Source organism: Bacteroides sp. 3_1_13, from assembly GCF_001185845.1.
Taxonomy (GTDB): Bacteria; Bacteroidota; Bacteroidia; order Bacteroidales; family Bacteroidaceae; genus Bacteroides; species Bacteroides xylanisolvens.
This window is the reverse complement of sequence record NZ_KQ236957.1, coordinates 204,635-218,949: the sequence shown is the minus strand read 5'-3', so window position 1 is coordinate 218,949 and position 14,315 is coordinate 204,635. Positions and strand designations below refer to the sequence as shown.

Here is a 14,315-nt window from a genome sequence, read left to right as displayed (position 1 = left end):
ATAACTACCATTTTTTAAACCGTGAAATCCGTGTAATTCGTGCCTAACACTTTAATATATTGCAAGTTTCATTGCTTACTCAACCATTGACTTTTTTATAGTCTTCCAGGAACTTCTTCAATCCCGAGTCAGTCAGCGGATGATTGAGCAATCCTTTAATAGCGCTCAGCGGGCAAGTAGCAACGTCGGCTCCTACTTCTACACATTCGATAATATGTTTCGTATTACGGATGGAAGCAGCCAATACCTGTGTTTTATAGTCATACGTACGATACATACGTACGATATCTCCCACAAGCCTTACTCCATCTTCACAAATGTCGTCCAGACGGCCGACAAAAGGTGAAACATACGTAGCTCCCGCTTTAGCTGCCAGCAATGCCTGCCCTACTGAAAAGACTAATGTACAGTTCGTGCGGATTCCCTTTTCCGTGAAATGCTTGATAGCTTTAATGCCATCGGCAATACAGGGAACTTTTACTACGATGTGCGGATTGAGCGCGGCAAGTTCTTCGCCTTCACGAATCATTCCTTCATAATCGGTTGCTATCACTTCGGCACTTACATCTCCGTTGACGATCTCGCATATTTTAATATAATGCTCACGCTGATTCTGCGTTCCTTTGATACCTTCTTTCGCCATCAGCGAAGGGTTGGTAGTCACTCCGTCAAGTACTCCGAGGTCATAAGCCTCCTGGATTTGCTCCAGATTAGCTGTGTCAATAAAAAACTTCATACTCTTAATTTTTAATGGTTAACGATCTAATAGTCAAAGATAAGAATTTATTTTTATTCATCCCTGATTAAGCAATCGTAATTGACGAATCAAGATATACATCCTGAATGGTATTCAATAATTCCACCCCTTCGTTCATTGGTTTCTGGAACGCTTTACGTCCGCTAATCAATCCCATACCACCGGCACGTTTGTTGACAACGGCTGTAATGACAGCATCACGCAAATCTGATTCTCCGTGAGATTCTCCACCGGAGTTAATCAAACCAACGCGTCCCATATAGCCATTGGCAACCTGGTAACGGCAAAGGTCAATCGGGTGTTCGGAAGCCAGTTCGGTATACATACGTTCGTCTACCTTGCCGAAGCCGATGGCTTTAAAACCACCATTGTTAGTAGGAAGTTTCTGTTTTACGATATCAGCTTTAATAGTCACTCCCAGACGGTCGGCCTGTCCTGTTAAATCGGCAGCCGCATGATAATCGACAGCACCTTTCTTGAAATCATTATTACGCAGGTAACACCAAAGAATGGTTGCCATCCCCAGTTCGTGAGCATATTCAAAAGCTTCGGCAATCTCCACGAGCTGACGGCGGCTCTGTTCCGAACCGAAATAGATGGTGGCCCCTACCGCTACCGCTCCCATATTCCAGGCCTCTTTGACTGTACCAAACAGTACTTGGTCGAAAGTGTTGGGATAAGAAAGTAGTTCATTGTGATTCAACTTGACGATGAAAGGTATTTTATGGGCATATTTACGTGCTACGGAACCAAGGATCCCAAAGGTAGAAGCGACTCCATTACAGCCTCCTTCAATAGCCAGTTTCACGATATTCTCCGGATCGAAATAGATCGGATTGGGAGCAAATGATGCTCCGGCAGTATGTTCGATGTCCTGATCGACAGGAAGTATGGACACATAACCGGTATTTGCCAGGCGGCCATGTCCCAACAGCGTTTGCAAACTGTTCAATACTCTGATGTTCCGGTCCGAATCAATCCATACTTTATCTATTGTATCGGGAGACGGAACGTGAATCAGTGATTTATCAATGGTTTCGCAAGTGTGGTCCAGGTAATAACAGGCCTTATCTCTTAATAATTCTACTACTTTACTCATAACTTCATTTTTTAATGTGTAACTTTTCTATTTTTTCTTTCCCTGATTGGCTACTGCTTCCATCAGTTTTTTGATCTCTTCCGGGTTTCCCAGGAAATAGTCGTTGGCCACGTTCAGGTTTTCATCAAACTCAAAAACGTAAGGCACAGCAGTAGGCAGATTCAGTTTTATGATATCTTCATCGGAGATATTTTTCAAATGTTTTATGATACCCCGCAGACTATTACCATGAGCCACAACCAATAAAGTATGGGCCGTTTTCAGGCTGGGGAATATATCACTTTCCCAGTAAGGCATGATACGTTCAATGGTATCTTTCAATGATTCGGTACGAGGTAACTCCGCGTCGGGCACTTCATGATAACGGTAATCAAAACGCGGGTTTCTCAAATCACTCTCCGAAAGCGGATTGGGAGCTATATCATAGCTACGACGCCACACAAGCACTTGTTCTTCTCCATATTTCTCGGCAGTCTCGGCTTTATTCAATCCCTGCAATTCACCATAATGCTTTTCATTCAGGCGCCAGTTTTTCTCTACAGGTATCCAGTCCAGATTCATCTTATCGAGAACACAGTTCAAGGTTTTCACCGCACGCTTCAAATAGGAAGTATAAGCCTTATCGAAATTGAAACCATATTCTTTCAATGTCTCTCCGGCTTTTTCAGCTTCGGCAACTCCCTTTTCTGTCAGATCGACATCTGTCCAGCCCGTGAAGCGGTTTTCTTTATTCCATGCACTCTCTCCGTGACGAAGTAATACTATCTTTTTCATTTCTAAAATTCTCCTTTCTTCTTTTTATATATACAACAGATTGTTTCTTCACAAAGTTCACTAGAAAACAAATAGTTGTCAATACCCAGAAATAATGATTCTTTCTGCAAAGAAGCGGGATGCAGTAATCAGGGACATAAAAAAATACCCTCCTCTAATTCTAAGCTTGCATTATGGATGATAATTCATCAAAGCAAGGTTATCGTTAGAGAAGAGTAAGTCTGTTAAAGTAAAAAAGAGAGAGTTTATATATACAAGAAAATCTGTTCTACTTTTCTGTTCTTTTTAAAAGTTCCACTGTTGAAGTCTACACATCAGCATCTTTTCCATAATAGGTTTCTTTCGTTTTTTTGATGTTCCGCAGCAAAGATGAATAGTGGCGATAGTTCATATCTCCTTCTTTACAAGTCGCCAACTGTTCCTTCACATGCTCTTCAATCTTGTCCAGATGTTTCTCCATAAAGAGTTGAATATCAGAACGGGTGACTGTCATATTCAAACTTGTATTATCTTTCTCATTAGGTTTAATCACACGCCCTACAAACGACAGATAAGTCCGGTGTGTTTGACGACGGAAATTGTTCTCCAACTCATTAGGATCGTTCAACGGTTTCCATACAGCGACAAATACGTCATTTAAATACTCGTCCAGTGAATACGGTTCGGGTACGCTGAAGGAAGTTGAATAGATATTGTGAAGCATTCCCGGCGCAAGCAACAAAGCTAACGCAGAACTCTGACGGTCGCTAATTTCATCTACCGCTTTCAGGCCTACACGACTTACCACTTCGTCCGGATAGAGCCAGAGGGGAGCTACGAACAAGTTACGTCCCAACCATTCAACAACCTCTTTTTGTATACTACGCGGCACATAATCACGTCCTTTGCTATCCGGCACATTTTTGGTATAACGACCTCCGAGGTTTTTCTGTACTTGCAGCGTATACTTCAGGTATTGGACGCGAACTGAATTATAGATAGTATTCAAGTCGTCATACTGACCGTCGGGTTGCGCCGTCCAAGTCAGAATATTCTCCATCACTCTTTTCAGATTCTTGATACCATATTCATTAGCCTTCATATTATTGTCGCCCAAATCTTCGCTTTGGCTGCGCGGGTCAGAGCCTTTTCCTTCATCACCGATAAACAATAAACGATGGTCTCCTTTCAGTTTCTTGGTAACTTCGGCACGTAATGCCGCTTTCTCTTTAAAGGGGTCTTTAAATTCCGGACGATATTGATATCCCCATTTTATAGCCCATTTATCATAATCGCCAATGCGAGGGAAAAGTCCTTTTTCTGAAATCCGGTCTTCAGGCTGTGCCACATAATTGAATCGTGCATAGTCCATGATTGATACCGTATGACCGTTGGCTTCCACCCAGGCTTTATCACGTAACTTCTCTACCGGAGTAGCTGAACTGGCAGCCATATTGTGACGCAAACCGAGTGTGTGTCCTACTTCATGCGAGGAGACAAACTGGATCAGAGTTCCCATTAATTTGTCATCAAAGGTCATTGACTGCGCACGTTTATCCAAAGGTCCGCACTGCACCATATACCATTTCTTAAGTAGGTTCATCACGTTATGATACCAACAGATATGACTTTCCATTATTTCTCCGCTACGCGGGTCTACAATACGCGGTCCGTAGGCATTCTCTGTTTCCGAAGGCAAATAACGCAATACGCTATAACGTGCATCATCCAAGCTCATTGTGGGATCGTCCGGCCACTCTTTGGCGATAATGGCATTTTTAAATCCGGCTGCTTCAAAAGCAACATTCCAATCGTTCACACCGGCTTTAAGATAAGGGATCCATTTCTTGGGTGTCGCCGGGTCTATATAGTATACAATAGGGCGTTTCGGTTCAGTGAGTTGTCCCCGACGATAACGTTCCGGGTCTTTCGGTTCCAACCGATAACGCTGAATGATAGCTCCACGCGATGTGACTTGCTGTTCATCAGAGAATTCTGTCACCGGATTCTGAAAAAAGCCGACCCGTTCATCTGCCAGTCTCGGCTGCATCGGCTCTTTAGGCAACATTACCATACTGGTATTCAGTTTCACAGTCACTGATCCTGTTGCCGCAGCCGGCAGTTTGCCGGAAGTTATGTTGTAAGTACGCAAAGTTACTACTTCCACATTAATAGGATAGGTCTTTATAGTATCCATAAATGTACGATCCTGAACTAAAGAACCAATACCAAGAATAGAACGGTCACTTGATGTAAAGCCACAGGTCTTGTTATCACTTAAAAGGAACTTGGAGACGTTGACAAGCTGTGCCCGGGTCTCCGGATTTCTACCGATAACATCAAACTTACCGATAACCGGATCTACAGTAGACTGCTTCAACGCCTCTGCTATCTTATCACCCGGGCGGGCAAACTGCGACTGTACATATTCACGTAAGAAGAGAGTTTTATCATTATGTTGTTCCCAGTAAACCACACTTCGGTTCACTTCTTCTCCACTAAGCATTTTAAATCCTTGCGGAACAGCTTTAAAGCGGGTAACAACCAATAACAATCGTCCCAATAAAGAATCCGGTACTTCAAAATACCAGTCATCTTTGATGTGACGGATCGTGAACATACCCTCACATTCACTTCCTCCATCTTTCAACAGTTTCTCGTAAGCGGTAGCCTTCTTGACAGTGTCTTTCTTGACCGTATCTTCATGAACTACCAGATTTTTGGTTCCATACTCCAGCGGAAGTTTACCACCGGCATACACTCCAACACATTGGAGTGTAAGGAGTATGTATGCCGCCATCATTAAAATTTTTCGCATCGCTTTTCTATCTATTTTATTCGTTAGTATTTAGTGTCAAATTGGGATTCTTCTCACGGGCAGCTACTGGGAACGGGATGATGTACAAACGTGAATCCGGTTTCAATGTATATATTTTCTGTTCTACGGTCGTAGTTACCAGCGGAAAAGTACGGGTAATCGTCTTTGCATAGTCGGCTTCCGTATTGAACCGTTTCAAATCCCAGAAACGGCTGAATCCGAAGAGCAACTCTTTACGACGCTCGTTAATGATTTCCTGCATCATCTCACGCTGTGTAGCCGGTTCCGGAAGCACAGCTTCACTTCCTTTGATTCGTTTTTCACGTAACTGATTCAACACTTCAACGGATCCGGACAAATCGTTTAAACGTGCCATCGCCTCTGCCAAAATCAAATAAACTTCGGCTGTACGCATACCTACAGCCATGTATTGAAACTTAGAATAGGTAAGGGCAGTGTTCCATAAAGCAGCTCCAGAACCCTCGTCAAAGTTATAGTCAAAATTACCAGTCGTTTTAAAAAACAAATTCATCCGTTCATCATTATCTCCGAAAAGTTGTACTAACTCCGGACTAATCATACCATAAGCAATAGACGGGTTTTCAGAATAACTACCCATATAAGCATAATTCAACACTTCCGGATTGCCACCTTTGGCATAAGTTGAAACCTTAGTCGGTCCCCCGACGGCATCCAAAGCTATATAATCTATCAAGGCATTGTTCCGTTTCAAAGATTCCTCCGCCGCATCCTTAGCCTTTTTCCAGTCACGGTGGAACAAGTAAACGCGTGCCGCCAATGCATAGCCGAATGCTTTCGACGGATGATATACATTCACCGGTTCTTCCTGCAGATAAGGTAACGCATCCTCGATATCCTTGATGATAAAGTCATAGACTTGGGCAACAGTAGCTTTGGTAGGAGTCGCTTCCAAGTCATATTCGCTGACAATAGCAATACCACCGTCAGTGGCTGCTGTCTCCGGATTGTAGGCTTTAGCGAATGTATTCACCAGAATAAAATGATCCCACGCACGCATAATTTTTGCTTCCGCTTTAGCCAGTTCCTTCACATCCTTGTCACCTGTACTATGATCTACCAATGAAATCACGATGTTAGAGCGTAAGATGTATTGATAACAGTTGGCATACAGATTATTATCACTTAATTCTTTACGATCGGCATCCTCATTAAAAGTCATATTGATTCCATCAGAGGAAAGATATTCCTTGCCGATAATATTCGATTCTTTTGACCAGACATTATCACTCAACAAAGCAAAAGACGACGGATAATAACTCCGGTTCGGCAAAGCCACCAATTCATAATAAGTCTCGGTAGAGTCTACAGTCTTCTTTCCTGTAGGGGTAATATCCACGTAATTCTCGCAAGCCGCAAATCCCAAGATAAGCAGAACTGGCAATATATAAAGTAATTTACGCATATCCTATATTCTTTTTAATAATTAGAAACTTGTTGATAATCCGATAGAATAAGTCTTGGGTGAAGCCATGCCGCGTGTGCCGCTGTTCAATCCGTAGCTTTCCGGGTCAATGTCGCTTCCTGCCTTACACCAGGTAAACAGGTTGTTCACTTGCAACTTCAAATTCAATGAATTAAGCCGAATTTGACGGCAGATACCGGACGGCAAACTATACCCCAAACTCAAGCTACGCAATTTCACATAACCAGCATCTTTCACATTGATATCACCATATTGCCACCAATCCTGGAAAGTACTTGCGTAAGTTTTAACCTTTGTAGGCATATCAATATACATACGTACATTTGCATCCGGCGCATCCGCACTCCAACGGTTGGTTATGTCTTTCAACGTCTGGATTCCCACCTGGTCACTCATACTTACCACACTATTACGCAGTTTGTTACCGCCTGCATACACAAAGAAAGCATTCAAGGCAATTCCCTTGTAGCTAAGTCTCAAGGACACTGCTCCATTGAATTTCGGAGTCAGCGAGCCAAAATTTACAAGATTCTCAGTACCTTTCAGTGACGATCCGGTAGTAATATTGGCAACCGTACCATCCTCGTTGAACGTCACCAGGTCATTCCCGTCCTTGTCTACCGCTACCGGATATCCATTTTCAATACGGTCTATGCGGTAAGCCCAAAGCGTATTATGACTGGTTCCTTCCATAAAGTAGTTCTGCGGGCTCACAATAAAACTTGTCGAAGTGTCCGAATCACTATGATCCACCTTTAACATCTTGTTCTTGTTATGGGCAAAGTTGAAATCAACGGCAAAGTTCCAGTCCATCTTCCTGATGAGATTGGCAGTAAGAGAAAATTCGATACCCCGATTACGCATCTCACCGTTGTTCACTACACGTGATTTAGCCCCCAATGTAGGATCCATGTAGCGGCGTACAAGCAAATCAGATGAGTGGCGGTTGTAATACTCCAAGCTACCATTGACTAAATTATTGAAAAGACGGAAATCCAGTCCCACATTATAAGTGGCTGTTTTCTCCCAACGGAGTTTCGGGTTCGGAAGATCATCATCATCATAAGTCAGGTAAGTCGTCTTGATCGGATTGCTCTGGGTCTTCTGCTTTACTACAAAATAGGTAGTCGAACTCTGATCCACATTACCGTTGATACCATAGGTCATACGTGCTTTCAGGAAGTCGAGCCAAACAATATCTTTCATAAATGACTCTTCCGACATAATCCAGGACGCACCGACAGACCACAGGGGATGACGCTGGTTACGGATATCAAGTCCGAACAAGTCCGCCTGATCCCAGCGGATACTTCCGGATACATTATAACGGGACAGATAAGAATAGCTTGCATTGGCATAAAAAGATGCATAACGATGGCGTGATTCTTGCAACGTAGGCGACAGGCCACTCAAAGTAATCGTATTGCCGGAAAGTGCACTGGTTCCTACACCGTCACGGTATGCCTGCCAATCTATAATGTCAGAAGTCAGTGTCTGAGGATCGTATCCATACATTAATTGCCGGGTAGGTTTCGGAATCTTATTTTCCCTGAATTCAAGTCCGGCAATGGCGGTTACTGCATGGTTCTTCCAACTTTTGTCAAAGTCTATCTGATTACGTACAGTATAACGGTTACTGCTCAACTCATTTTGAAAGAACCGTCCGCCTTTCGGCATTGCCGAATTTCCATTCGTATCAATCATAGAGTTGTACGTCATACGCATCAAATAGGAGTCCTCCGCATCAAACACTTCACTCTTGCTATGATTCCATTCATATTGATACATGAAGTTATATTTAAACATCTTCAGGAATCGTGCCTGCAAGCTGACAAACGGGCGGATGCTGACATTGCGTGATTTGGTACCGCCTTCACCCAATGCGTCAAGCACATTGAAACCAAATGTTTTATAAGGTGAAACACCTTCCGCCTTGCTCACGACACTGCCATTGTAAGCTCCACCCGAATATCCGCTTACATTCACATAAGGAGAATTATAACGGTTACCATCGGCATCCATTATTCTTTCATAACGTTGTTGCATAGTGTAACTGGTAAACAGGGTATTCGGTGTATCGCTACTTCCCAGACGGGCGTCCACCCCGGCATTCACATTCAGCCAACTAGTTATGGCATAGTTCGACTTATAATACAAGGAGAATTTATTCCTTTTATCATTTATCGTACGCCCCTTGTCATTTTCATAATTGAACGAAAGGAAGTGATTGTTTTTTCCGACTTTCTGCGATACGGACACATTATAACGCTGAGTTACAGCCGTGCGCCAAGCATTGTCACGATATTCTTTATAATAGTCATTATTACGCCACTGATTCAATGTAGCTTCGACTTCATTATTACTTAGTGTACCATTCTCCCGATCCAGATAAAGTTGGAACAACGGATTATAGTAGCCTGCCTTATAGCTGGACAAAAAACCGGATGCACTGCCTGATTCGGCTACATTCGCATCAAACACAGCTGTTTGATAATCAATAATGTCGCTTGTAGAAGCCAGGTTCAAACTGTTGAAATTCGGTTTGCTGGTGATGAACCAATCAGCATTGATATTCACATGCGCCCCCTCTTCTTTGGCCTGTTTGGTAACTACCACAATAATGCCGTTTGCAGCCAAAGCACCATAAATACTGGCTGCCGCCGCATCCTTCAAGACAGTAATACTCTCTACATTATAAGGATTTATCTCACTCAAAGTCAGGTCGGTCGGCATATCATCTACGACGATCAACGGCATTGTGCCTACCTTATCTGAGAACGTACCTCTACCGCGAAGGATAGGGCTCATATCCCCGTTATTCGGATTGATATCCATACGCAGACCGGCTATTTGCCCTTCCAAGGATGACGCCAGGTCACTGTGCATCTGTCTTGTCAGTTGTTCAGAATCTATAAAACCGAAAGAGGCAGTAGAGCGTTCACGGCTGATACGCTGATAACCCGTCACTACAACATCTCCCAATTGCTGTTTATCTTCATGCATAATCACATTGACATGAGTACGCCCTTTAATAGATACCTTTTCAGTTTGCATACCGACAAAAGAGACTTCCAATGTGTGGGTTTCCTCCATCACTTTACAAGTGAAATTTCCTTTGATATCGGAAATAGCTCCAAACGGGCTGCCGATTCCCCGGATATTCGCACCTGGCAACGGATCCCCTTTTTCATCCACTACCCGCCCTTCGATGTTCCTGACTTTACGAGTAGGCGATGCAGGCTTCACTTTACGGACAGTGATAAAATGTTGTTTCACCTCATATTCAAAAGGTTTCCCTTCCAGTATTTTCTGGAGTGCCGCCAAAGGTGCCAACTGATGTATGCTTACGCTTACCCGGTACGCTCTGACATCTTCACTAGGAAAATTCACCTTATAACCGGACACATTGCTAAACTGCTTCAAAGCCTCTCCCAATGGCGCTTCCTTTAGTTCCAAAGAAATCAATTTGCTGTCCGTATTTTGTGCCCGTCCATGCAGGGCAATTACAAACATCAGCAATAAGAAGGCGGCTTTCATCCATACGACCTTTCTCATTGCCTTTTTGCGAGACAATGTAATTTGTTGCTTTTTCATAAGAGTTGTATTTGTAAAGTTATATATGTTTAATCGTAATAGTTCCGTCCTGATATTCTACACGTACTTTTTCCAGTTTATTCAGCAGTTCCACCGCCTCGTCCAGATGAGCGTTACGGTTCGTCCAAAAGTTCAGGCGGATATTGTATAGTTCCACCTGTTCAAAGTCGACGTTCACATTGTACCATCTGCCCAGAGAACTCATAATTTCTTCCAGTGACGAATCTTCAAAATAGAACATTCCTTCTGTCCATGCCGTATAGGTAGCTATGTTGACACGCGATATTTTCTCTTCTCCGGTTTCCGTATAAGTCAAGTCCTGTCCGGGTTGAAGTACTACGGATGAAAGGCTGTTCGTGTTGGTCACTTGCACTTTTCCCTGCACCAATGTCACGTGGCGGTCTTCTGTTGTGTATGAACGTACATTGAATTTAGTACCCAGCACATGGGTATCCATGCCGTCGGCACTTACTATAAAGGGACATTTTTCATCCTTTGCCACTTCAAAGCAGGCTTCACCTTTCAACTCTACCCGTCGTTCCTTCCCGTTGAATGCGACAGGATAGCGCAGGCTACTTTCAGCATTTATCCACACTTTAGTCCCGTCGGACAGTACCAATAGAAAACTTTTTCCACGTGGTGTAGTCAACGTTTGGCAGCAGGTGGTATCCGGCGTCAATGTTTTCCATTCTTTGATGTCCATCACACTGTCTTCCAACAGTTGTTGTTCATGATGGCCGTCCATCTGCAGCATCACATGTTCTCCACTGACAGTTGCGACAAAGAATCGCACCGGTTCCTCTTTTTTTATAAAGAAAGAAGGAAGTAAAGAAGGTATAAGAAAGGCCAAAGCCAAAACTGCAGCCACAGCAGAAGCCGCTACCCAAATACGTGTTTTCATTTTTGCCTTGCGTCTCCTATCCAAGCTTTCACGCATCACAGCTTCCTTGCAAGCCATCAAGTCGAGAAATAGTTCCTTGTTTTCAGGTACGCTAATCCACTGGTTGAACTCTTCCGTCTCCCTTAGTCTCGGTTCCTGTATCGCACGCAATGCATAATCTGAATTCTGGTCTGGATTTTCCATCATAATAATCAACTGTTTATCTTAATACGTAGAGCCAACCGAAATTAATGACACCTATGAGAGATTTTTTTTCTTGATGGAAATTCAGAAGAACAAAAGATGAAGCCTGTATACCAATGACGATAACACACAAATGCACTATTCCAACGGTTCACAGGTTTCACCATTGAGATGAACAACTATAAATCAGACATATATGGTGAAGAGAAGCAGAAAAAAACAAAGCAAACAACCCTTCACATCCTTCACCTCTTTTTTCATATGCTATGAGCTAAAGTAAATATGCTATAAGCAAAAAAGAATATGCTATAAGCAAAAACAAATTAGCTTATAGCAAATGACCCGTTGGGTATTAACTTTTGAGTTATCAAGTATTAACTCTTGATCTATAAGGTATTAACTCTTGAATTATCAGATATTAATACCTTGTTTACAGGAGATATATGCCGTGCGTATTGGACATATAGATCCAATATGCTAGACATATAGATCCAACACGTCAGACATATATGCCCAACAAATCCATATAAGTGCGTGAAGGGTGTGAAGGGTTATTTACTTTGTTTTTCCTACTTCCATTCACCATAAATATCTGATTTATAACCATTAAGCTAAAGTGTGAAACAAGTGAAGAGCAGGATTCCACATTAAACTGTAATAAGTAAAAAGACACTCAATCGTTTACGGAGTATTTTCAAAGCCCGGGCAATGTGAGTTCTGACTGTATTATCACTGATATTTAATATTTCACTAATTTCCGCACATTTCTTTTCATTCAGAAAAAACTCTTCCACTACTATGCGCATTTGCGGCGCCATCTGGCGGATACTCTCCTGCATCCGGTCTATTTTATCTTCGTAGTCCCGATACTCTTTGGCAGTCCAACCGCTATAAAGTTCTTCCAAGTATCTTTCCGCATTCCGGTTCACTACATTCTGATGACGTATGTGGTCAATGCAACGGTTTTTCACCATGACATAAAATAAAGGCAGCAAATCAGTCTTCCCTTCAAACTGCTCGCTGTTTTCAAGTACTGAGCAAAACACATCACTCAATACATCCTTTGCGCTTTCTCCGTCATTCAGCAGATTATATGCATGAATATAGAGCTTTTGCCAATATTTCCTATACAATACAGCTATGGCATTTTGGCTACTATTCATATCTTTGTGGTTACTTTTTGCATTTAATTAAGCACAAAGACAACCAAATAACACAAAAAGCAATCAATTCATTAAAAAATATTAGAAATCATATTCTAATATATTAACGTATCATTTCTTTTCAAGAAGATGCGGTTTGTAATCGTATCCGGAAGTTCTGATTCATAATGTGTTACCATAATCATCGTCTTATCTTTACGTTTACAGAAAGCTTCGATCACCTTTTTGACCCGACGACGATTGTAAGTATCCAATCCATGAAGCGGTTCGTCCAAAATCAGTAATTCAGGATCTTTGACGAAAGCACGTGCCAACAGAGCCAGACGTTGCTCCCCACTGGAAAGCTGCAAGAAAGGTTTGTCTTTCAAATCGGCAATGCCGAATATATCCATCCACCACTCACATACAGCCATCTGCTCCGGTTGGGGGCGTTTGTACAGTCCGATACTGTCGTGCAGTCCGCTGGCTACGATTTCAATAGCCGGCAAGTTTTTGAGATAAGCACGATGCATCTCGGGACTTACATATCCGATGTGTTTCTTGATTTCCCAAATACTTTCTCCAGTTCCCCGTTTGCGTCCGAAAAGGCTGATGTCGCAAGCGTATGATTGTGGATTATCCGCACAAACCAAACTCAATAATGTAGACTTTCCTGCACCATTCTCCCCGCTCAACGCCCATTTCTCCCCACGATGCACTGTCCAGTCCAGTTCGTTCAGAATAGTGCGGTCGCCATAGCGGATACTTACCTTATTCAGTTTCACCACTTCGTCCGAGTCATAGTTGTTGCCGTCATAAGGCAAATCAATAATCCGTTTCTGCAATTCATCGAAAGAAGTAGTTGTGTCTCTGTTGCGGAAAGCAGTCAGGTAGGCTTCGCGTTCCATCTTGGAAAACACTTCCATTTTATCAACAGGGATAACGTGAGTGATAAAGGAAGGTATATCATCCATCATGGAAAGCACCAGAATAATCTGGACGGACGACATTTTTGTCAGACGTTCAAGCAAAGAGAATAACAATTCGCGGGTAGGCGCATCCAGTCCGATAAACGGATTATCCATTATCAGAACGCGGGGGGCTGTCAACAGTGTCTTTGTGAGCTGGAATTTACGCAGTTCACCACTTGAAAGAAGGATTATCTTTTTATCAAGAAGAGGTTCGATGCGGAAGAGCTCGAACAGTTCATTTTTCAGTTGTTCGTCTTTAATCTCTCCCAACATTTCGCGGACGTCCGGCGTTTCATCCTGGTCGTGCGCATTCCAACGCTGTTGGTAGTAATAATTGGCATCTGCCGCTCCATAAGTATCACGGAACGCGATATATTTCACATTATCATAAACAGTTTGAGTAGCGGAAGGGGAAAAGTCATACTGGAGTGTTCCTTCACGTAGCGGATATTTTCCGATTAATGTATCTACAAAAAGGCTCTTGCCACCCCCATTGGGACCTACAATGGCTATATGTTCGTTCGCTCCGATAGTTGCCGTGATAGGTTTGGCTAAACGCACAAGCGGGTTGCGTGCTACGCCCCCCGCCATGCAGAATGTATTTTGGATCATATTCTTATATTCTGTTTTAT

The 14,315-nt window shown here is 42.8% G+C and carries 9 protein-coding genes; all 9 read right to left on the bottom strand.

Going from position 1 to position 14,315, the window contains the following annotated elements:
- Positions 1–79 precede the first annotated feature (79 nt).
- The 9 genes from fsa to HMPREF9009_RS23220 all read right to left on the bottom strand — a co-directional run bounded on the left by fsa (position 80) and on the right by HMPREF9009_RS23220 (position 14,295).
- Positions 80–736: a fructose-6-phosphate aldolase gene (gene fsa, locus HMPREF9009_RS23260; protein WP_004312675.1), complete on the bottom strand. Its 657-nt coding sequence runs from the start codon at positions 734–736 to the stop codon at positions 80–82.
- 67 nt (positions 737–803) lie between these two features.
- Entirely contained in the window at positions 804–1,856 is a 1,053-nt protein-coding gene (locus HMPREF9009_RS23255) for a class I fructose-bisphosphate aldolase (protein WP_049703513.1), read from the bottom strand.
- A 27-nt stretch (positions 1,857–1,883) separates the two neighbouring features.
- Positions 1,884–2,630: a 2,3-diphosphoglycerate-dependent phosphoglycerate mutase gene (gene gpmA / locus HMPREF9009_RS23250; RefSeq protein WP_008026056.1), complete on the bottom strand. Its 747-nt coding sequence runs from the start codon at positions 2,628–2,630 to the stop codon at positions 1,884–1,886.
- Between the two features lie 307 nt (positions 2,631–2,937).
- Positions 2,938–5,427, bottom strand: coding sequence for a zinc-dependent metalloprotease (locus HMPREF9009_RS23245; protein ID WP_049703512.1), 2,490 nt, complete (start codon positions 5,425–5,427; stop codon positions 2,938–2,940).
- A 16-nt stretch (positions 5,428–5,443) separates the two neighbouring features.
- On the bottom strand, positions 5,444–6,871 hold the full coding sequence (locus HMPREF9009_RS23240; RefSeq protein ID WP_008645802.1) for a RagB/SusD family nutrient uptake outer membrane protein: 1,428 nt from the start codon (positions 6,869–6,871) through the stop codon (positions 5,444–5,446).
- 21 nt (positions 6,872–6,892) lie between these two features.
- Positions 6,893–10,486, bottom strand: a complete 3,594-nt coding sequence (locus HMPREF9009_RS23235) for a SusC/RagA family TonB-linked outer membrane protein (protein WP_049703511.1) — start codon at positions 10,484–10,486, stop codon at positions 6,893–6,895.
- 19 nt (positions 10,487–10,505) lie between these two features.
- Positions 10,506–11,573, bottom strand: coding sequence for a FecR family protein (locus HMPREF9009_RS23230; RefSeq protein WP_049703510.1), 1,068 nt, complete (start codon positions 11,571–11,573; stop codon positions 10,506–10,508).
- A 644-nt stretch (positions 11,574–12,217) separates the two neighbouring features.
- Positions 12,218–12,733, bottom strand: a complete 516-nt coding sequence (locus HMPREF9009_RS23225; protein WP_008026044.1) for an RNA polymerase sigma factor — start codon at positions 12,731–12,733, stop codon at positions 12,218–12,220.
- Positions 12,734–12,828: 95 nt separating this feature from the next.
- Positions 12,829–14,295, bottom strand: coding sequence for an ATP-binding cassette domain-containing protein (locus HMPREF9009_RS23220; RefSeq protein WP_049703509.1), 1,467 nt, complete (start codon positions 14,293–14,295; stop codon positions 12,829–12,831).
- Positions 14,296–14,315: the final 20 nt, after the last annotated feature.